Source organism: Paenibacillus sp. SYP-B3998 (genome assembly GCF_010820665.1).
GTDB lineage: Bacteria > Bacillota > Bacilli > Paenibacillales > NBRC-103111 > Paenibacillus_E.
Genome location: NZ_JAAIKC010000012.1, coordinates 20,654 through 42,278 on the forward strand (window position 1 = coordinate 20,654; position 21,625 = coordinate 42,278).

The window sequence follows — 21,625 nt, forward strand, 5'->3', positions numbered from 1 at the left end:
TCTGGAAGGCTTGCTTCGAATTCTCATAAAAACTTCCTCATAAAGCTCCTGAGAAAGATCAATCTGTAAAGAAAGTCCCCGATTGCAGCCCTGGCATTGAATCTTCGAAATACGTTGATTCAAATAGCTGATGACATGATTTTCATCGAGTCTGCAATGCATGCAGTGAAAGAAAGCTTCTAATTGGGTCTCTTTCATAATGATTTCTCCAATACCGATTTACTTTCTTTCAATCGAGCTACCAGGCTGCATGCGGTCAAATCGTCGGTAATTAACACATGTATATATTTTCCCTTTAATGCGGCTAGAATACTATCTATTTTATGTAAGCCTACAGCGATACCGATCACCATTTTGACCGTTTTCAGATGCTCAAGCTCGATGCCGATGACTTTATCGTTGATGGGATGCTCGCAGAGTTCACCATTATGGTCAATAAAGCGGGAATTAATATCCGCAACCGCGTTCATGGACTTCAATTCAGTCAGTACATCTTGGCTCAAATAGCCGATTTGTTCCATGGTTGACATAGCAAACGGATTTCCGATGCCGACTAAAGCGATATCAATTTGCTTGCCTTCCTCCAAAACGGATGCAATATAAGGAAGTTGGACAAGCTGATCTTTAAGAAACTCCGTTTCCACCACCGCTGGGGCATAAAGAGATTCGCATTTGACACCCATTTTTTTAGACAACTCATACGCGATTTGGTTAGAGTGAATCTCCGTCTTATCATTGCCCATCCCTCCGACTAGCGGAATAATCTTGAGATTATCTTTTTTTTCAAACGGAAATTCCTTCACCATATGAAACAACGTAGTCCCCCAAGATACGCCGATGCGCTCTATTTGTTTCATTGTTTTCAGAACAAAATTAGCTGTTGCCTTGCCTACTGTACTGTATATCAGATCCTGATTCAAATCACGGGTAGGCACTACGAGTACTTGTCTGAGATCAAATGTAGTTTCAATTTCTTTCTCAAGATCGCTTATTTCCAACATATCATCATGGATGAGGATTTCTACAACGTTCTCTTCTCGTGCCTTTTGCAGTAATTTAGAGACAAGTGGCCGTGAAATTCCGAACTTCACAGCAATTCGCTCCTGTGTCCATGACTCAAAATAATATAACTTGCATATCTTTACTATCAGCTTTCTTTCTTCAATATTTAACATACACGAAACCGCCTAACATTTGTTCTAGCTTCTTACATTTGTAATAAATATAAAATTAATAACGTATCACGTCAAGTTAAGAATCCGTAAACATGTTGTGGAATACCTCAGCCAAGAACCTTAGAGTTACTGAACTTCAAAGAGCCCCAACAAAAGGAATCGCACAACCGAGTATTCCATAACTAGAGTAGCCAAATTTGAAATAGAGGTGTTCGATTCGTGAAATGGACGGTTCGTATTCTACAAGGCTTACTCTCTTTAGCTTACTTCATATTTAGTTTTATGAAGCTCTCAGGAAATGAGATGCAGGTACAATCCTTCACTGAGACATACGGGTACAGTGTAGGATTCATGTATGTTATTGGCGTTATTGAACTCTTGGCAGCCATCGGACTTCTCATTGGCTTCAAGAAGCCGCGCATCGCGTTCTACTCCGCTGGTGTTATTGTCATTACAATGGCTGGGGCCGTATTCACCCATCTCAGGGTTGGCCAAGGCATGGGCATGGCTACGGTGCCATTAATTCTTCTCATCCTGGCCTTGATTGTTTTCCTTGGCCGTCGATTAAAGTAAGCATACATAAAGGCTTCTCCCGTTATCATCTAATCGATAACTAGGAAAAGCCTTTATGCTAAGATGAACATTTTAACCCTATTTCCAGCAACACAATTCTTAAAACTCACTCCCCCGAACCTTAGCAAATACCATCATATCCCGTAAATTTCCGGATACATCACAAGATTCGCTTCTCAAAACAGCTTCAAGGGCAAACCCTAAGCGTTCTGCTACTTTGGCGCTTCGCATGTTCCTTGCGTCACAGCGTATTTCAACCCGATTCGCTTGAAGTTCATTGATCACAAAATCCGTAGTACCTGAGACAGCTTCTGTAACAAGTCCCTGACCTACACAGGACGTTCTTAACCAGTAGCCAATTTCAAATTTGCGCGATTGCCAATTGATATGATGAAGGCCGCTTGAACCCATAAATTCACCTGATTGTTTATGAAATAAATGAAAGCATAAAGCCGTTCTTTCTAAAAAGCTTAATCTCGCTTTCCGCACACTCACTTCTGTCTCTTCCAATGTTGGCACCGATTTCGCCCAAGCCATCCAAGGCCGAAGTTCCTCCATACTTTCAATGATGGCTGGATTAACTAAGACTCCATCACCGAAATGAGCAGAACGAATGAGCAAACGTTCCGTTTCGAAGCTTTCAGGAAAAGATAGCGTGATTGGATTCTGATCAGAAAAATTCATTTCATGTCCACCTTCTCTATTTTCCATAATTTAACACATGAATCACAACGTGACAATCTAATAATAGTCAAGTGTCAAACATTTAGCAGAAGTAGGATGATCGAAGATAAGCTGAGACATCCACTAATTAAACATAGAAAAGCAACGACTTGTTTAGGACTTAACCCTGTCCGCAACAACCGATAATGCGCTTGACTTGCATCGGCTTGGTAGATCGGTTTCCCTTGTAAAAAACGCTTAATGACGACAAAAATATTATCAAAAATGGGTACCCCTAACGCTAAAATGGGTATGAACAGGGATAGGATAGTAGCTTGTTTAAATGCTCCATCCAGCGCAATAACACTTAGAATAAACCCTAAGAAGGTCGCGCCTGCATCCCCCATAAATATTTTGGCAGGCGGCTTATTAAATCGCAGATAGGCTACCGTGACGCCCACTAGAATGATCGCCATCATGGCAGAATCGCTTTGCCCTTTCGCTAATGCGACTACAAAGAGAGTAACCGCTGATATCGCCGACAAACCACCCGCCAACCCATCCATACCGTCTGAAAAATTAATAACGGTCGTAACTCCAAAAATCCATAAGATGGTTAAGACAAACTGCAACCACATAGCAAGTACAACAAACTCTCCGCTAAATGGATTATAGAAGCCAGTAAACGAAATACCGGATGCAAAAACAAGAACGGCTGCTGCAACCTGTACGATTAACTTCGGAAGGGTAGGAAAATCTTTCTGATGCGTTTTGTACCAGTCATCTATCGTACCAATACTTAATAGAAGCAGCCCCCCAATTAGAATGGCTCCCGTTTGGATGGTGAACCCTTTTAAAAATACTAAGAAGGTTACTACAAAGCCTATAAAGATAGCATAACTAGCTGTCAGGGGGATCGGCTCGCGGTGAATCTTTCTTTCAACATCTGCTCTAGGCTTGTCCACAAAATCAAACCGAAAAGCTAATTTCCCCAATGGTGGAATCAAAACGTACACGATAATAAACGATATTAGGAATGCAGCTAGGTATGTTATTGGGATCATCTCCAGTTATAAAATTTTCCAACTATATTTTTAGACAAGTTTCGCCTCAAAAAAGTTCATAACAAAAAGAGACCCACAGCAATGGGCTGCGGGTCTAAGTGTTTATATTTTAAAGGGGGGTCGACTTTTAGTATAGGCTTTAATCATTAAAGCTTGATGAAATCTATGTATCATTTTGATTACAAATTGTGAGGAAAATCTTATCCGCGTTTTGTCCAATTTACTCAAGGACAAGGTTCGAAATATCGCTAATTTGACGAAGCTCGTCGGTTGTCAGCGTAAATTGCATCGCCCTTACATTTTCCTCAGCATGGTGAGCTTTAGAAGCGCCTGGGATTGCAAAAACCGTTTCACCATTAGCATGAATCATCCAGTTTAAAGCAATCTGCGTCGGAGAAGTATCGTATTTAACCGTAAGCTCTTCTAGATAGTCGATCAGCGGCTTCGACTTCCGCATCCCTGATTCACGGAAAGCAGATGACCATTTACGCGGTCCGGTTATGGCTTGTATGAGAGCAGGATTCTTATGAAATTTGCCGCTCAATATCCCTTGCTCTAACGGCGAATAGGCGATAATGGCAATGCCCAGCTCCTTCGCGGTGTCCAGAATGCCGTTATGCTCAATACGGCGATCCAATAAGCTATACTTTACTTGATTGGAGATGAGCCGAAGTCCATGCTCACGCAGTACTCGATCTGCTTCTCGCATCTTCTTAGCGGAAAAGTTGCTGACACCAACATTCTGAATTTTGTTCAGCTTCACAAGCTGCGCCATCGTATTCATTTGCTTAGCTACAGACGAAAATGAATAGGGTTGATGCACTTGATGCAGATGAATCTTTCGATTGTCCAGTAAACGGATCCGTTCATCAATTGTATTCGTAATGCTGTTCGCGGTACGCATAATCGGCCACCATTTGGTAGCGACGTGTGCGCCATCAGCCAAGGAGCCAGCCTCATTCAGCGCTCTGGCAAGCATTTGCTCGGACTGGCCTTTCCCGTATACTTCAGCCGTATCAAACCAGTTAATGCCGCCTTTCAGGCTAGTTCGCACGATTTTCAGCACGTCCTCCTGAGCTAACACTGGCCAAAACTTACCGACCATTCCTTGGCCGTTACTGAATTGCCAACAACCGAGTCCCAATGGAGAAAGCTCCAAATTGGAACTACCCAATTTACGTAGAATAGACGTTGCTTCCGCCATCATGATCCATTCTCCTTTATCTCCTTGATATCAGGTGGCGCTATTTGTGGTGAGCATTTTTGAATTTTCTTGAGCAGGCCCGTCACCTGACCACGCAGTGCTAACGCCTCCTCTACGCTCATACCTACCTGAAAGGATCATTGTTGGGGAATGTATCCAGTTTGATCCTATTTATTTGAGCGCAATGTAATAGGTTCGCGCAGCATTCTCTTCATTCCATTATATTCTTTAGGCAATGGGAGTACAATGCGAACGATGCTCAACCTAAAGACAACGATGATGTCGATCGTTATACATATTTCAGTTGACTCCACCCTTAGGGGAGACTCTACACTTAGTTTAGGAGGTGAATCACGATGCTCTACACTGTGAAGGATGTAGCTGAGTTAGCCAAAGTAACAATCAAAACCCTTTACCACTACCAGAAGATAGGACTACTGCTCCCCTGCAAAGTCAGTGAGGCGGGCTATCGGTTGTATGGCGTAGCAGAACTCGAAAGACTGCAACAAATCCTATTTTATAGGGAATTAGATTTCTCGCTTGAAGAGATTAAACCGTTACTGGAGGATGGGAATAATCGGGGTGGAATTCTCGCCGCTCAAAAGGAGCTGCTGCTTGTCCGTAAGCTTAGGCTCGAGCTGTTGATTCAAACGATTGATATCTCTATGAATTGCGAGACGAAGGGAGAAAAAATGAAACCAACAGATATGTTTCAGGGTTTTCAAAACGAGGACGAATGGAAGAGCGCCTTGGCGGAGCAAGATGATTATTTGAAAAAGACATACAATTACGATCTCATTGATTCTTCACCGATTGAAGCGAAGGAAATGAACGAAAGCGCCTTGGAAGCACTCCATTTCATGAATGGCGTTGCTGACGCGCTAAGAACAGGAAAGAAAGTTAACAGCGCCGAAGTACAGACGCTGATTCAGACCCACATCGCGTTCTTAAATGCGCATGGACATGAAGTAAACCGTGCAAGCTTCGCTGCGCAAACGCGCTTCTTCCTGCAGGATGACTTTCACTGCAGTATGCTTGAGAGCCAGCAGATTGGGCTGGCCTACTACCTGTGCTTGGCTGCTGAAAGCCACTTGCAGACAACCTAAGGCAAACAAAGAGCCAACCAAGTCAATCCAATGACAAAGGTTGGCTCTTTAACGTGAACGAACATGTTAAAGAGATTCGATCCTCTTGCCGAGTATTGGTGCAAGTCTTATGATTGGAGACAACAGGAAGTTCAAATACTCAATTTTCTCAGAGGAGTGTGAAGACAAATGGTCAGTAAAAGCAACAAAGGGAGAGCTGACAAGGAGAGCCCAAACAAGGGGTGTCGTGTGCTCAGTCCGCGCGCTTTAAACCGCGCGCTTCTTGAGCGCCAGCTGTTGCTGCGCCGCTCGCCTTTGTCAGTTCCAGATGCCCTTGAGCATCTGGTTGGCTTACAAGCGCAAGCACCCAACCCGCCATACATCGGGTTGTGGTCTCGACTCGCTGACTTCCAACCCGAGGCCTTGTCACGGTTAATCCAAGACAGAAGCGCCGTGCGCATCGCGCTCATGCGCTCAACCCTACATCTTGTGACGGCCCGCGATTGCTTGGCCTTGCGTCCCGTTCTGCAGTCTGTCCATGAACGCGCCCTGAAAGGAACCTTCGGCAAGCATCTTAACGGCCTCGACATCGAGGCCCTTGCCGCTGCCGGCCGTAAGCTCGTAGAGACACAGCCGCGCACGTTCAGCGAACTCGGCATGCAGCTAGCTGAGCAATGGCCAAATCACGAGCCCGCCGCACTTGCCGCCGCCGTGCGTACAATAGTGCCACTCGTACAAGTCCCTCCTCGCGGCCTCTGGGGCGTGAGCGGACAAGCCAGCCATACCTCCGCTGAGGTGTGGTTAGGACAATCGCTTGCGGCTAACACCTCGCCAGACGACATGGTCTTACGCTATTTGGCAGCCTTTGGCCCAGCGACAATCAAAGATATCCAGGTCTGGTCAGGTTTGACGAAACTTCGGGAAGTCATCGAACGTCTGCGTCCACACCTGCACTTATTTCTCGACGAGCAAGGCAGTGAGCTCTTCGACCTGCCTGATGCCCCGCTTCCAGATGCAGGAACCGAAGCACCTGTGCGCTTCCTCGCCGAGTTCGATAACATGCTCCTGTCTTACGCTAATCGTACGCGCATTCTCGCAGACAAATATCGCCCCCGGGTATTCACCCAGAACGGTATTATTCACGCGACCCTACTTATCGATGGGTTCGTAAGCGGAACGTGGAAGATCGAGAAAAAGGCTGACACAACCATCCTTATTATTGAGCCCTTCACCCTCCTATCCTCAAAGGATCAGGTATCCTTGATCGAAGAGGGGACTCGGCTCCTCATCTTCGCGGCAGCAGGCGCCCCAGCACATGACATCCAAATCATTCCGCCACAATGACATCTATTGTCCACGCGTTGTTATCTATACATTTGGAGCCATTCGCTTACGAGAACCAAGGTGTATTTTGAATGACAGCTTGGTATAATGTATAGAAACTAAACATCGCAAGGGAGACTTCAACCTATTATGGAGCTCGATCAACTGATTACTTATAAATTTCGCGAAATTAAAAGCTCACTCTCCGCTTATTTAACTCAAGTTCTTCCAAGCTATCGCATCTCTCCTGTGATGATGTACACGCTAGAGTTTCTGCGCAAGCATCCAGACTGCATAGCGGTCGATATTGCCAACGAGTTTGGATTAACACGAGGCGCCGTTACCCAGCTTTTGGATAAATTAGAAGAGCACGGACTCGTCGTTCGCAAGCCTCATCCTACGAGCCGCAGGAGTTTATCTATTCAAGTGACAGATCATGGGAACGCATTAATAAATGAGATTTTAGCTGCGTATAATAAAAAGATCGAACAATTATTTATCAACTATTCAAAAGAGGAACTTGCAACCTTGAAACAACTTTTAGAAAAATTGCCTTTATGATTCCAACGCATTGGTGTTGGAATTTTTTTATTACCACTTGACTTATTTACTTAATAAATATATTGTTTAGTCATTAAACAATATAAACTTTAAACACAAGGAGTGTTCTTATAATGAGCAAAATTATTGCAATCACGGGTGCTTCGTCAGGTATCGGATTAGCTACTGCGCTACGATTCGCTGAAATTGGATGGACCGTCTACGCGGGCACGCGCCATGTAAAGCGAGATCAAGAGCAGCATGGCGACAAAGCGAATCTTCATTTTATTGAAATGGAGGTTACACAGCCTGAGTCTCTGGAACGAGCTTTCACGCTAATTGAACAAAAACATGGTCATCTGGATGTTTTGTTTTGCAATGCAGGATTTGGATTTTTGCGTGCACTAGGTCAAGCGACCTTTGAAGAAATCCAACATGTTTTTGATACAAATGTCTATGGAGTGATGCATACCATTCGCGCTGGGCTCCCGCTCCTTCGTAAATCCGAGGCTGGTCACCTTATCGCTACAACGAGTGTAGGCGGACTCGTGGGACAACCCTTAAATGAAATTTATTGCGCAAGTAAATTTGCCGTTGAAGGGTTGCTAGAAAGCTTGGCTACCTACTACAAACCTACATTTAACGTAGATGTCACGCTAGTTGAACCAGGCGCTATCGCGACTAATTTTAACAGTACGGTGCTCGCACACGTTGAGAAAACCGGCGGTCTTCGGGACGATGAATACAAGCCCGTTTTAGATACGTATATCGACACGTACTCCAAGCGAAACTTCGTAGCGCAAACCTCGGAATCTGTCGCTGAAGTCATGCTGAAGCTAGTAAATATGGAAACCAAACCGCTGCGCATTCGCACCTCCGAGCAGGCCGAAGCCTTTGTTCAATACAAAGTCAGCCAAGATCCTACCGGTTTGGAAGGTATGTTGCGCACGCGTAAGCTGCAATTGAATATGTAGGATGTCGAAAACTATCAACCCCTTATCTTAAAATGGAAAACAAGAAAACCGATGGCAGGAGCCAGCGGTTTTCTTGTTTTCTGTCTTATTCAATCTGCTTATTCTATTAGCAGACGGAAGCTTTTATCCCCAATCGAAATCAGCTCCATCTCCTGTTCATTCGCATATCTAACACTTGCGAGGAGCACATTCTCTTGTAGAACCTCATCGAAACGCTCTAATGCTTCCTTCAAATAAGCATCCACATCAAGAACAAGATTTACTCGTTTTTCAATCGGCAAGGCTAACTTTTTACGGTAATCCTGAATGGCGCGTATAACCTCACGCACAACCCCTTCTTGCTCCAATTCCTTGGTAATCGTTGTTTGGAAAGTAACGGTCATTTGGTAACCAGAGGCTGAAGCGAAACCTTCTACTGCATGTTTTTCAACAAGCAATTCATCCATTGTAATCCGGAAAGATTCTCCCTCCATGACTACCTCTAAGCCCCCATCGTCAACTACCTGTTTGGTCTCGGTAGCGGACAATTGCTTCAAATGGTTTTGTATGGCCCCTACGAATTTACCGTACTTTTTACCCGCTACCTTCAGGTTTAGCTTTAAGCTGAACCGAACAAACCCGCTGTCACTTTGATCCATTCGAATGACTTTGACATTGATTTCGTCCTTAATGATAGCTTCAAACGGACTTAGATTACAATCGCGCTCCAATGAGATAATCATTTCTGACAAAGGTTGGCGCGTCTTAATGCCGGTTTCATTACGAATGTTACGAGCCAGCTCGACGATTTGAATCACAGTCTTCATATCATTTTCAAGCGTTTCGTCGATTAGAGCCTGTTCAACCCTCGGATAATCAGTTACATGGACGCTTCCTTCGCCGCCAAGATTCCCGTGAAGATCATCCGCTATTAATGGCGCATACGGCGCGATAATCCGCGCTAGCGTCAGGAGGACATCACGTAGTGTTTGATAAGCCGAAACTTTATCCACAGACATTTCACTGCTCCAGAAACGGTCACGAGATCGTCTGATATACCAATTGCTAAGCTCATCGACGAAGGATTCGATTAGTTTGGCCGGATTCATAAAATCATTGACCTCTAGTCCCTTTAATACATGCTGTAGGGTGCTGTTCAGCCTAGACAAAATCCAACGATCTAATAAGTTCTCAGAAACTAAGGGAGCATGCTCCTCGTACTTGTATTGATCGATCGTTGCATATAGCGCATAGAAAGCATGCGTATTATTGATGGTGTCGATAACTTTCGACTTTGCTTCCGCCACGATTTGCTTAGAGAAACGTTTGCTATTCCAAGGAGCGCTATCCGATAGCAGCGCCCAACGTAAAGCGTCCGTACCGAATTCATTGATGATGTCCCAAGGATCGATGACATTGCCTTTGCTCTTGGACATTTTTTGCCCGTTCTCATCCAGTACATGACCAGTTGACATAACAGCCTTGTAAGGCGCTTTACCATTGTAGAGCGTTGAAACAGCCAACAAACTGAAGAACCAACCTCTGGTTTGGTCGATCCCTTCACAGATCATGTCAGCAGGATACTGCTCTTGGAAAACCTTCTCATCGCCAAATGGATGGTGATACTGCGCGAAAGGCATAGAGCCGCTGTCAAACCAAACGTCAATGACTTCGGATGTTCTATCCATTGTACCGCCGCAAGCGCAGCGAAGCTTCACGGTATCAACGTAAGGCTTATGAAGCTCCAGATTATCATCCAGTGGGTGTATGGATTTATCTTGCAGATCTTTACGACTTCCTGGCGCATACTCAGATCCGCAGTCTTGGCATAACCAAACATTAAGCGGAGTGCCCCAGTAGCGATTTCTACTAATATTCCAATCTACAAGATCTTCAAGAAACTTGCCAAATCGTCCTTCCTTAATGTGAGACGGGTACCAGGAGATGTTGTTATTGTTCTCGATTAACTGCTCCTTAACGGCTGTCGTTTTGATAAACCAACTTTCCATCGCATAGTAGAGCAAGGGTGATTTACAACGCCAGCAGAACGGATAGCTATGCTCATAACGCTCCTTAGCAAATAGCAGATTGCGTTCGGACAATTTTTTCACGATATCGATATCGCAATCTTTGACGAAGCGTCCGGCGAAATCGGCGATTTGGTCAGTGTAACATCCAGCCAAGTTAACTACGTTCACGAAATCAAGCTCATGCTGACGAGCTGTCCGGTAATCGTCTTCCCCGTGAGCCGGAGCAATATGAACGATACCCGTCCCACTTGAATCGCTGACATACTCTGCATCTACAACAATATGCCCTTTATTGACTTGGATATCGTCAAAAGGCGGCTCGTAAGACATACCTACAAATTCCGATCCTTTATGCGTAGATACAATCTCGTACTCTTCCTTCATGACTTTTTCCACGAGATTCTTTGCTACGATGTATACTTCATTATTCTTTTTGACTTTGACATAGTCGATATCTTTATTGACTGCTAAGGCAATGTTTGCAGGAAGCGTCCAAGGCGTTGTCGTCCATGCCAGAAAAATGCCTTCGCCGTTTTTACTTCTGAACTTGACGGTGGCACTCAAATCTTTGACATCCTCATAGCCTTGGGCTACTTCATGAGAACTGAGTGTCGTTTGGCAGCAAGGACAATACGGGCTCACGCGATGGCCTTTGTATAGAAGCTCTTTTTTATGGATTTCAGATAAAATGTGCCAAACACTCTCGATGTAACCATTCGTCAGTGTAATATACGGATTATCCATATCCGTCCAGTAAGCAATCGCTTCGGTCAGCTCCCGCCACTGCTTCTCGTACTCGAACACACTGCTTTTACATTTCTCGACGAACTCTGCTACGCCATATTTCTCGATCTCCTGTTTCCCGGAGATGCCCAACTGCTTCTCTACCCCGAGCTCGACTGGGAGACCATGCGTATCCCAACCCGCTTTACGGATAACACGGAAGCCTGACATTGTTTTGTAACGACAGATGAAATCTTTGATAACGCGGCCAAGCACATGACCGATATGCGGCTTACCGTTGGCCGTAGGAGGTCCTTCATAAAAGACGAAATGAGGCTTGCCTACTCGATTTTCAATCGACTGACCGAACGTGCCCTCCTTTTGCCATTGCTCAAGCACGCGCAGCTCACGAGTCCTCGCTTTTTCCTTCACATCCACTTTTTTCATGTATACCATCCTCTCTCTTCGGAACCACAATCACTTTTGAAAAACACAAAAAAATCCCGTCCCGTAAGGGACGAGATTATCTCTCGCGATACCACCCTAATTCCGCAACGATTATATCCAGTATAATCTTACGGCGCCTCCACTACGCACCAGCATACGTGTCCCTTGTAACGGCGGGATCCCGGGTCAGCTTAGTAGTTGCTTCAGCTTTCCTTCTCGGAGAGGATTTTCAGTTAAGTCTTGAACGTCGGCTTTCAGCACATGGCCAACTCTCTGGAGAACAAGGATTTAACGTACTCTTTCTCGTCAATGAATTTGAATAGATCATTCAATTCGTTTTTACTTTCAATTAGTTTATATTTACACCAACCGCAATGAATTGTCAACTAGTGATCGCTCACTTGTCTTCATCCCTACCCTTTAATGCATTGCTCCAGATGCTCCACATCCCTAATCCCCAAGCTTACTAACGCGTCACCAACATCCATAGTTACATTCGAAATAAACCACATGCTTGTGCTTGGAATTAACGACCGTTTATATTCACTAAATAGTGCAGTTCTATATGTTTTAAGAACCGACATGAACTCAACGGTCGGAGGTGTAAATGTACGAATTCCTGAAACGATGCCAAAAAAAGTCTTCACCTCATGGATGTCAATTCCTGTGCGATCCAATTTCCTAATCATTTCAAAAAACTTATCAATGATATCCTGTCTATTTGAGATCATTATTGTCACCTTGCTCTCATTTTCATTGTCACCTGACAAACTTACCATAAAAGTGAAGCCATGTGTAAGATAAACAAATTTACTCTCGAAATTCGCGGAATACTAGAATGATTATGAATTTGAAAAATGCAGCCTTCTCTCCTCACGAGATGTGCTGCATTTCTTTGTAATTCATGCCAAGCCGCGTTTCTTCAGAGTAACCTTGTCTCTAAAAAAGGAACTGTTTAGCTTGGCTGATTATAGCTATCCATTTTTTCGTATTTTCTTGGTAATTTCCCGTAGGTTCCCATTCGCCAGAGCCATTCCATGGGGCCGTGATTAAATTTGTTCAACCAGATCGCGCTATACACCATTTGTACCAGCAATATGCCCAAACAAATCAGCATAAGTGTCCAGACATGAACATGATTATTCAGCTTGAATAAGGAGCTTATGGATAAGATAAGAATGGTTTGAACCACATAATTAGTTAAAGCCATTCTCCCCAAATATTTTAATGGAGCTAACCATTTCCTCATCACTTCGTGTTCAAGTAATAACGTAAGCGAACTGACGTAACAAACACTCATAAACAAGCCGCCTACCAGCATGCCAGAATCCAGCAATCCTGTTTTTTCGATAATTATATATTGCGCATACATCGCAAAGGGAACGAGCAATAATGAGATCCGTTGGACTACCCGTATTTGCTTCTTGTAGGCATCAATTTTCCTAAAGAGATCGAGCTGGCCTGCACACAAGCCTAATAAAAACATGCCTAGAATCGCAAATAGATAGCCTATCCAAAAAGCACCGACTAGCACAATCATAGCAACAATAAAATTAGTTCTTGGCTTCAAACGATAAAAGGGAATTAAAATGAACCCGATGATCGCATAATAGAATAAAGCTTCTCCAGACTGAAATTGATGATGAATCCAACCAAAAACCAAGAGAATGAGAAGTCTTCTAATAAATAACTTGTTGCCGCTTTCGCCTCGTGCTTTGGCACGTGAGACAAACAAATAAAAGCCAATCCCGAACAAGAAGGAGAAAATAACATAGAATCGCTGAAAGACAGCGTAATCCAGAAACCTATTCACATAAAAATCGAGGGAGCTATCATAGTCGGCCGCTTCCCTGAGTGAAATAGCATCCACCATCTGGGTAATGTTGATCAAAATAATGCCGATTAGCGCAAATCCCCGTAAATAATCCAAAGTATCTATCCGCTTCATCCTTTATTCATATCCTCTCTATCTTTAGAAAAGCTTATCTGTACACGTATTTTTTTAAATGTTTCACGTAATTGAATCTGACAGCTAGGAAGAAGAGAAGCTGCAGCATAAAGAATCCAACTATCGTAATCACACCCTGCGTAATGACCTCATGCCCACTCTCGCGCTCAATGACCCGCAACGCGAATGCTGTATTAACGACAGCCAGCAGCAGGGGAAGAAAGAAAAGAACAGCCATTTGCAGTGTTGCACTACTCGACATTTCGTTTTCACTTAACCCTATTTTCGCAAGAGCTTTGTATTTCTGCCTTTCTTCATGCAGATCGGTGAACAAACGGAAGTATAAGAAGCTTCCCGCTGCAAAGAAAAAAATCACTGCAATAAATAAACCAATAAACAGACCAAGATTAGGCGTTTGAACACGCTCAAAATATTGAATGGCCTTGGAATAAAAATGGGAATTCACGTTGGAGTAATTTCCGTACACTTCGTCATGGATACGATTGCTAATTTCTAGGGTATCCTTCCAATTTGCAACTTGAAACCCATAAAATTTCCTTGGCTGCCCTCTTTGCTTCAACTGCTCATAGGCATTCTCATTCACAATCAATATGCCTGATGTGGCGACCACTGGATTCTCGATGGACTTCAAATGAAAGGAAACTCCCGTATCTTTCAATTGCAGTTGTGTAGGAATATCCTTCACCGCTTCGTGCTTGCTTCTCATATACAAAGCCTCTTGATTGTTAAGCTGAACCTGCTTCCAACCTGGGAGCATCGATGCGATTTGTTTCTGAGTCATTACCATCACAGGAGGGTTCTCTATCGCGTTTCGTTCATAACGAACTTCAAAAACATCAAAGAAATACGGCCGATACTGTATGTTATGTTCGGCTAGCTGTTGTTCCATATATTGAAGCTGATCGCTTTCTTTAACGTTGTCCGGGTAGGAATAGAACTCCATATCGTAGACGGCATCTTTTTCCGTAAATTCATTGGCCGTTGAAACAAGTAAATAGCTAGTAGCCGTAAAAGTAACCGAGGAAATAATACTGACAAGAAAAAACATCCGGGCATTATCCCGCATTCGGTACATTAAATCGGATATCCACAGCAGATTCAAGCCTTTCCAATAGAACCTCCGGCTGCGCTTTAAAAGCTTGAGGAGCCATAGGCTTATTTGACTGTAAAAGAAGTAGGTTCCGACAACCGTACAGAGCAGAATAAGAACGGCCGCTCGAAAATGGATATCGGCAAACATAGCCAAGCCATACCCAAAGGTTAGAAAGGCAGATCCCGTTAAAGATAAGAGAATGGACGGTTTTGGCTCCTTTTTCGGCACAGGCGAGCCTTTCAATAAAGCGATCGCCGCTCCCTTGCGAATTGTAAAAAGAATAAACTGCGAAAAGAGCAAAAATAAAGGAATAAATACACCTGTCGTTAGTCCCAGCGCTCTCCAAGGCACATATAAGGGCAAGGGTTTCATCTCCAGCACATAGCTCCCTACAGTGAAAAACAGCTTAGAAAAGACCAAGCCTCCCAAGATCCCAGTTACAATCGCGGCGATGCCGATAAACAGGTTTTCTAAGGTTATCAACGAACGAAGCTGAAGCGGGGTAATGCCTTGTATAGTAAGGATACCCAGCTCCTTTTTTCTTGTTCGTAAAAATGCGCTGCCTGAGTAAACTACGAAAAAAATAGAGAAGCAGAAGATCATCCATTCAGCAGTGACCATCCCTTTTTTAGCGATATCATTCAGATAGCCATTTCCCAGTCCTGGATGAAAGATGAACATGGCAAACATGAAAAAGATCATCACCGCTAGCGTGCTGCTCAAATAAAAAGCCGCGTACGCTCTCATATTCCTAGTAACATTTCTATAGGCGAATTGTGGAAAGGTCATTCGCGTCACCACCCAACATGGATAAAGCATCAATGATTTGTTGAAAAAATACCTGACGGTTCGAGCCGCGATGAATCTCGTTGAATAGCTTACCGTCTTTTATAAAAAGAATCCGATGACAGTAGCTGGCCGCAAGGGGGTCATGGGTCACCATCAACATGGTAGCTTGCTGCTGTTCATTCATTGCTTGCATGGCCACCAGAACATCTTTAGCTGACTTTGAATCTAAATTCCCCGTCGGTTCGTCCGCTAGCAGCAGAGAAGGCTTATGGATGATGGCTCGGGCAATCGCGGCCCGTTGCTTCTGGCCGCCGGATACCTCGTGGGTACGTTTGTTTAAGATGGAGCTAATCCCTAATTTTTCAGCGATAGCTTGGAGCGCATAGTTGGTTTCTTTGGGATGCACCTTCTCCAGCACCAATGGAAGAATGATGTTTTCACCCATGGTTAACGTATCCAACAGGTTAAAATCCTGAAAAATAAACCCCAATTGCTTTCTACGAAACTGGGCCAAGCTACTGCCTCCCAAGCGGTGCGGAGCTTGGCCGTTAATGAGCACTTCTCCCGTTGTTGGAAAATCAATTGTCGAGATCAGATTCAGCAGGGTCGTTTTTCCAGAGCCAGATGGACCCATAATGCCAATAAATTCGCCTGTTTCTACTTGAAATGAAACATTTGATAACGCTTGGAATGGAGATTTTCCCTCATAAATTTTATTTACTTGTTTCACTTGTAGTACTTCTGTCATAGAAATGTCCCCTTTTTTCCAATCGCTTCACCCATTATAGCTATAAAATGAAATCCTCACGATTGCTTTACCTTAACTCAACCTTACACTTTAGTAAGAAAACAAAAACCTTACAGGATTCGTTATCCAGTAAGGTTGATCATTCAGAAAAATATTTTACATACCGTGCCTTTGCCTAATTCAGAGTCCAGCTCCATTCGGTGCCCTAGTTTGTACAAGATTTCTTTAGCCAAATACAACCCCATACCGGTTGCTTCTGGATATAATCTCCCATTCACACCTGTAAAATAAGGATCAAACACCCGTTTCAAATCATACGGCGGAATACCGATACCGAAATCCTCGATTCTCAGCACAATTTGCTGCCCTTCCTGCTCTACTTGAAGAGTAAAGGTATCGCTTTTCATCGCAGAGTACTTAACCGCATTCGTGATGAGCTGACTAATAGCAAATCCCAGCCATTTCTTATCGGTAACGATGCCTATCGCTTCAACAGGATATACCTTCTTCGGAAACACTTTATTCTGAATAAATAACCTTTTATTTTCCATAATAATCTCATCCAATAAGGTTTGAATGCCTATTTTTTCAATAAAATAGTCTTTCTCAAACAAAGATAATCTCGAAGAATACAGCACTGTTTTAAGTCCTTCTTCTAAACGATATAGCTCTTTACGAATATCTTGGAAAGGCTCCTCGTCCTCATCTTGAATCATTAAATCGATGACCGACACAGGTGTTTTCATTTGATGGACCCATTGATTCATAAACGTCACCCTTGCCTCTAAATCCGCATGTACTTGTTGAATTCTGTTTTCCACATGCTGCGTCTTTGCCAGTTGTTGCTCGTATAAAGCCTCTGAGAACGAACTGCTGCCTAAATGGGGAATTGACATCTCCGTCCGTTGTTTATGATCGCTTAACCACTCATATAACCGATGATCTTGTATCCAGCGATAACAAAAATAAAGGCAAACCAAAAAAATTTGCACAAAAAACACATACATTAGATGGTTTAGCTGCTGAAACCCCAAAAACCAATAGTACCCGAATATGAATACGCCCTGTATAACGACGAGAACAAGAACAGATAGGTGCGAACGAATAAATAACCTCATTCTGGTTTTATCCACGTAAGCTTCATCCGATAGCCAGCACCGCGTACCGTTTCAATGGCGTCGTGAATGCCCAGTTCAGATAGTTTTTTTCTCACCCGCGTCATGTATACATTTAACGTATTCTCATCTACATACATATCCGTATCCCACATCTTCTCCATCAACCTGTCGCGGCTCGTTACTTTATCTCCGCGTTCAAGTAAAACCTCTAACAAAGAGGCCTCTTTTTTGGATAGCTCTATCGATTGAGCCTGGAACTGAAGCTCCATTTTTTCGATGACGTAGGTTAGACCATGAAAATGCACAACGCGTTCTCCCACAGTCGCAGCATATTCTCCATAGGCTCGTCTCAAATGGCTTCTCACCTTAGCTGTAACCATCTCATAGGAGAACGGCTTCGTAATGAAATCATCCGCTCCATTATCCAACGCCATAATTTGATCCATGGTGCCTTCACGTGCGGAAATAAAAATAATCGGACAAGTGGAATGTTGGCGAATCTGTCTGCACCAATAATAACCGTCAAAGGAAGGGAGATTAATGTCCAGTAGCACCAAATCAGGCTTGCCCTCCAGAAAATCACCCAATACCCGCTCAAATTGAACGGTAGCCATCGTCTGAAATCCATGCTTGTCTAAATGCACGGCCAACAATGAACGCAGGTCTTCATTATCCTCTACAATGAGTATTTTCTGCATAAACGTTTCCTTTCGAAATCAGCATTGCTGTACGCTAATCTTTCTCGCTCTTCTCCAACCTTAGCATGTGGAACACATTAGTTCAATGCGTTCCACAGAGCTGTATCCAATGGCAATAACTTGCTTCAAAAGCGTTATTGCCCCTGTTTAAACTGTTCATTTTTCAGTATCGAAAAACCCAAATTATACACTATGAACACAATTGTCAAAATTTACTTGTACACTTTCGTCGGATTTGTGTCTAATATAGACATTGAACAAACAACTAGGGGGTCATATCATGAAAGGTCAACTAAAAAGCATCGGTTTTGTAAGCGTTATCATAGGCACGTTGTTAGTGAGTGCATGCAGCCAAGGAACAGCTTCCAACAACGCAACTAACGGAAGCGACATTTTGATCGGACTGCAGTTGCCCCTAAGTGGTAATGAAGCAAAAATGGGGCAAGATATGAAGCAGGCGGCGGAACTGGCTGTTGAGCAAATTAACGGCACAGGGGGGATCAACGGCAAAAAGATCAAACTAGCTGCCGAGGATGATGCATGCGATCCGCAAACTGCGACAGCGGCTGCAAACAAGCTAGTGTCACAAGGTGTCAGCGCAGTTGTGGGCGGGTATTGCTCCGGGGCTACCATTCCGGCAACAGGTGTCTATCATCAAAGCGGAATCCCGATGGTCGTTACTGCTGCGAACTCCATGAAAATTCCTGATCAAAAGTTTCCAGAAATTTTCATGATCAACGGCACCACCGTTCACCAAGCCGAGATTGCTACGGATTACATGATGAAAAAGAAAAACGCGAAAAAAATCGCCATCATCCACGATAACTCCGGTTATGCGAAAGATTTAGCCGAACGTACCAAAGCTGCCGTTACTGCCGCTGGCGGACAAGTTGTCGTCTACGATGCAGTGAATCCAGATGAGACAGACTTCTCTCCACTTGTTTCCAAGTTGAAACAGGCGCAGCCGGATGCAACCTACTGGACGGCTTACTATAAAGCAGGCGGATTGTTTATCAAGCAGTTCAAGCAGCAGGGCGTTAGTGGAATGATCGGTATAGGAGACGGTGCAAACGACAAAACTATCGTCGACATTGCTGGTAAAGACGTAGTTGAAGGAACTTTCGTGACAACACCGCCAACCGCAGATCTGCTGCCGGAAGCGAAAAAGTTCACAGAAGCATATAAAGCCAAATTTAGTCAAGAACCAGGTCCCTACTCTGCCCTTGAATATGACGGGATCAATATTATGGCCGATGCGATTAAACGTGCAGGCTCCACAGACAAAGCTGCAATCGCCGCAGCCTTGAAGAAATCGGACCTCAAGACGCTAAATACTGACCAAATCATATTTAACGACAACGGAACGCTGAAAAAATCGAACTTCGTGCTGCTGCAAATTAAGAACGGCAGCTTTACGAAAATCGACTAATCGAAATTTAAATTTTTCTCGGTGTGAGGTGCCAGCGGCGCCTCACGCCACTCTAACTGAAAAAGGAGTGCCCGCCTTGCAAATTACGGCTGACTTGCTTGTTCAACAGTTGATCAACGCGCTCATAATCGGTTCTTTCTATGCTTTAATTGCTTTGGGTTATTCCATGGTATACGGCATTATCAAATTACTGAACTTTGCCCATGGCGATGTGTTCATGGCTGGTGCTTTTGTCGGTTATACCGTGCTTGCGAAGCTTACCGGTATAGGAGGAAGCGTGTTGGGATTAGTAGCTGCCTTTCTCGTAGCGATGGTTGTGACCGGATTTCTCGGGATGGGTATTGAAAGAATTGCCTACCGGCCTCTCTTGAAAGCACCGAAACTATCCATACTCATTACCGCCGTAGGCATGTCGCTCGTTCTGGAAAACGGCGTGATGGCGGCATATGGCGCCAAACCGCATATTATGCCGATCACGCTCCCAACGACCGGCTTTCAATTATTCGGTGCGCAAATCACGTATGCGCAAATTGGCATCATTGCAATCTCCCTTCTACTCATGATTGGCCTACAGCTGTTTATCCACAAAACCATTTATGGGAAGGCGATGCGAGCAATTGCCCTTGACCAAACAGCATGCAGCCTCATGGGTATCAATGTTAGACGCGTAATTGCGCTTACGTTCTTCGTAGGCTCATCTCTTGCAGCCTCAGCTGGTATGATGAACGCGACCTATTACGGTACCATCACCTTTATGATGGGTTTCATTTTCGGATTGAAAGCATTCACAGCCGCCGTCATCGGCGGAATCGGCAGCATACCGGGCGCCATGCTAGGTGGGCTTGTCCTCGGACTTCTAGAAACATTCGGTACGTATGCGCTCGGAAGTGAGTGGAAAGATGTATTTGCCTTCATTATTCTCATATTACTGCTTGTCTTGAAACCAACCGGTATGCTTGGAAAAAAAGTCACGGAAAGGATGTAGATGATGGAGAAAGCGATCCACCGCACCTCTGCCACAATGAGATTATTGGGGCAGCGTAAGCCTGTACTGATTGGAATTCTACTCGTTGCCGCGGCGTTACTTCCCTTCTACGCAGGCAACTACTGGCTTGATGTCGGGTTTCTCGCGGTATTTTATATTTGTCTTGGACTCGGACTAAACATCGTTGTAGGTTATGCAGGACTGCTCGATCTCGGATACTCTGCTTTCTTCGCAGTAGGAGCTTATACGACAGGCATTCTGATGACCCAGTTCCATATGAATTTCTGGCCGACAATGCTGATCGGCGGCGCTTTGGCGGCGTTAGCAGGCATTATCGTAGGGGCCCCGACGCTTCGTTTACGCAGTGACTATCTAGCAATCGTTACGCTAGGATTCGGTGAAATTGTCCGCACCTCGGCCAAAAATCTTGATTTTACCGGAAGCGCCTCTGGCATCTATGGCATTATGAGCCCGTTTCCAGCACCTACGCGCTTTGCTGGCGTGATGATTAACAACTTGAGCTATTCGTTCTGGGCAATCCTAGCGCTTATGCTGATCGTCATCTTCGTTTCTTTGCGTTTGAAAAATTCACGGATCGGCCGTTCCTGGGCCTATATTCGCGAGGACGAAGACGCAGCGGAAGCCATGGGCATTAACCGCACACGCTCCAAGCTTGCTGCTTACGCGATGGGTGCTATGCTCGGCGGCTTAGCTGGTTCAATCTTTGCTGTCAAGATGACGGCAATTGCGCCGGAAAGCTTCAGCTTCATGCAATCAACGATGATTTTGCTCGCCGTCATTCTCGGTGGCGTCGGCAGAGTATCGGGCGTTATTATCGGAGCTGTCCTTGTTATCGTCCTACCGGAATTGCTTCGCGATTTTGACAAAGTCGTTCATCTGAACATCGGCGTTGATCGTTACCGTTACCTTGTATTCGGTGTCGCCCTCGTGATTTTGATGATTTTCCGTCCGAAAGGGCTCGTCCCCGACAAAGAAGATACCGAACAGTAACCGGA

General features: G+C 44.4%; 20 protein-coding genes and 1 other annotated feature. Of the genes, 8 read left to right on the forward strand and 12 right to left on the reverse strand.

Features of this window, described 5'->3' with window-relative positions; all coding sequences use genetic code 11:
• Positions 1 to 194: 194 nt before the first annotated feature.
• The gene (locus GK047_RS23450) at positions 195 to 1,175 is read right to left on the reverse strand and encodes a sugar-binding transcriptional regulator (protein ID WP_163952344.1); all 981 of its coding nucleotides are present in this window, start codon (positions 1,173 to 1,175) and stop codon (positions 195 to 197) included.
• Between the two features lie 219 nt (positions 1,176 to 1,394).
• Here GK047_RS23450 and GK047_RS23455 point away from each other — a divergent pair, with 219 nt between their 5' ends.
• Entirely contained in the window at positions 1,395 to 1,748 is a 354-nt protein-coding gene (locus GK047_RS23455) for a DoxX family protein (RefSeq protein ID WP_163952346.1), read from the forward strand.
• A gap of 99 nt (positions 1,749 to 1,847) precedes the next feature.
• Here the strand turns inward: GK047_RS23455 and GK047_RS23460 are convergent, their stop codons facing one another.
• The 3 genes from GK047_RS23460 to GK047_RS23470 all read right to left on the reverse strand — a co-directional run bounded on the left by GK047_RS23460 (position 1,848) and on the right by GK047_RS23470 (position 4,682).
• Positions 1,848 to 2,432, reverse strand: a complete 585-nt coding sequence (locus GK047_RS23460) for a GNAT family N-acetyltransferase (protein ID WP_163952348.1) — start codon at positions 2,430 to 2,432, stop codon at positions 1,848 to 1,850.
• 74 nt (positions 2,433 to 2,506) lie between these two features.
• On the reverse strand, positions 2,507 to 3,475 hold the full coding sequence (locus tag GK047_RS23465; RefSeq protein WP_163952350.1) for an MraY family glycosyltransferase: 969 nt from the start codon (positions 3,473 to 3,475) through the stop codon (positions 2,507 to 2,509).
• Positions 3,476 to 3,695: 220 nt separating this feature from the next.
• The gene (locus tag GK047_RS23470; protein ID WP_163952352.1) at positions 3,696 to 4,682 is read right to left on the reverse strand and encodes an aldo/keto reductase; all 987 of its coding nucleotides are present in this window, start codon (positions 4,680 to 4,682) and stop codon (positions 3,696 to 3,698) included.
• 353 nt (positions 4,683 to 5,035) lie between these two features.
• On the opposite strand from GK047_RS23470, the gene GK047_RS23475 reads away from it, so the two are divergent.
• Positions 5,036 to 5,785: a MerR family transcriptional regulator gene (locus GK047_RS23475; RefSeq protein ID WP_163952354.1), complete on the forward strand. Its 750-nt coding sequence runs from the start codon at positions 5,036 to 5,038 to the stop codon at positions 5,783 to 5,785.
• Positions 5,786 to 6,017: 232 nt separating this feature from the next.
• Here the strand turns inward: GK047_RS23475 and GK047_RS30430 are convergent, their stop codons facing one another.
• A complete protein-coding gene (locus GK047_RS30430; RefSeq protein WP_346010382.1) occupies positions 6,018 to 6,194 on the reverse strand; it encodes a hypothetical protein in 177 nt (58 codons plus the stop codon).
• Here GK047_RS30430 and GK047_RS23480 point away from each other — a divergent pair.
• From GK047_RS23480 to GK047_RS23490, 3 genes are all read left to right on the forward strand, one after another.
• A complete protein-coding gene (locus GK047_RS23480) occupies positions 6,152 to 7,108 on the forward strand; it encodes a winged helix DNA-binding domain-containing protein (protein ID WP_346010381.1) in 957 nt (318 codons plus the stop codon). The two genes, GK047_RS30430 and GK047_RS23480, sit on opposite strands and share 43 nt — an antisense overlap.
• Before the next feature lie 129 nt (positions 7,109 to 7,237).
• Entirely contained in the window at positions 7,238 to 7,648 is a 411-nt protein-coding gene (locus tag GK047_RS23485; protein WP_163952358.1) for a MarR family winged helix-turn-helix transcriptional regulator, read from the forward strand.
• Between the two features lie 113 nt (positions 7,649 to 7,761).
• Positions 7,762 to 8,601, forward strand: a complete 840-nt coding sequence (locus tag GK047_RS23490) for an SDR family oxidoreductase (protein WP_163952360.1) — start codon at positions 7,762 to 7,764, stop codon at positions 8,599 to 8,601.
• Positions 8,602 to 8,699: 98 nt separating this feature from the next.
• Here GK047_RS23490 and ileS read toward each other — a convergent pair whose 3' ends face one another.
• The 7 genes from ileS to GK047_RS23525 form a co-directional block, all read right to left on the reverse strand.
• Positions 8,700 to 11,780 carry an isoleucine--tRNA ligase gene (ileS, locus tag GK047_RS23495; RefSeq protein WP_163952362.1) on the reverse strand — a complete coding sequence of 1,027 codons (3,081 nt, stop codon included), beginning with the start codon at positions 11,778 to 11,780 and terminating at the stop codon, positions 8,700 to 8,702.
• Positions 11,781 to 11,843: 63 nt separating this feature from the next.
• Positions 11,844 to 12,099, reverse strand: a binding site (T-box leader).
• 94 nt (positions 12,100 to 12,193) lie between these two features.
• The gene (locus tag GK047_RS23500; protein ID WP_205516942.1) at positions 12,194 to 12,511 is read right to left on the reverse strand and encodes a hypothetical protein; all 318 of its coding nucleotides are present in this window, start codon (positions 12,509 to 12,511) and stop codon (positions 12,194 to 12,196) included.
• A 224-nt stretch (positions 12,512 to 12,735) separates the two neighbouring features.
• Entirely contained in the window at positions 12,736 to 13,728 is a 993-nt protein-coding gene (locus GK047_RS23505; RefSeq protein WP_163952367.1) for a DUF418 domain-containing protein, read from the reverse strand.
• 34 nt (positions 13,729 to 13,762) lie between these two features.
• Positions 13,763 to 15,631: an ABC transporter permease gene (locus tag GK047_RS23510; protein WP_163952369.1), complete on the reverse strand. Its 1,869-nt coding sequence runs from the start codon at positions 15,629 to 15,631 to the stop codon at positions 13,763 to 13,765.
• Positions 15,606 to 16,379, reverse strand: a complete 774-nt coding sequence (locus GK047_RS23515) for an ABC transporter ATP-binding protein (protein WP_163952371.1) — start codon at positions 16,377 to 16,379, stop codon at positions 15,606 to 15,608. The genes GK047_RS23510 and GK047_RS23515 overlap by 26 nt, the downstream gene beginning before the upstream one ends.
• A 143-nt stretch (positions 16,380 to 16,522) precedes the next feature.
• Entirely contained in the window at positions 16,523 to 17,497 is a 975-nt protein-coding gene (locus tag GK047_RS23520; protein ID WP_163952373.1) for a sensor histidine kinase, read from the reverse strand.
• Complete coding sequence (locus tag GK047_RS23525) at positions 17,494 to 18,195, reverse strand: response regulator transcription factor (protein ID WP_163952375.1); 702 nt, start codon at positions 18,193 to 18,195, stop codon at positions 17,494 to 17,496. The genes GK047_RS23520 and GK047_RS23525 overlap by 4 nt, the downstream gene beginning before the upstream one ends.
• A gap of 280 nt (positions 18,196 to 18,475) precedes the next feature.
• Between GK047_RS23525 and GK047_RS23530 the strand changes: the two genes are divergently transcribed.
• From GK047_RS23530 to GK047_RS23540, 3 genes are all read left to right on the forward strand, one after another.
• The gene (locus tag GK047_RS23530; RefSeq protein ID WP_163952377.1) at positions 18,476 to 19,624 is read left to right on the forward strand and encodes a branched-chain amino acid ABC transporter substrate-binding protein; all 1,149 of its coding nucleotides are present in this window, start codon (positions 18,476 to 18,478) and stop codon (positions 19,622 to 19,624) included.
• 76 nt (positions 19,625 to 19,700) lie between these two features.
• A complete protein-coding gene (locus GK047_RS23535) occupies positions 19,701 to 20,609 on the forward strand; it encodes a branched-chain amino acid ABC transporter permease (protein WP_205516943.1) in 909 nt (302 codons plus the stop codon).
• Positions 20,610 to 21,620, forward strand: coding sequence for a branched-chain amino acid ABC transporter permease (locus tag GK047_RS23540; protein ID WP_240344146.1), 1,011 nt, complete (start codon positions 20,610 to 20,612; stop codon positions 21,618 to 21,620).
• Positions 21,621 to 21,625 lie beyond the last annotated feature (5 nt).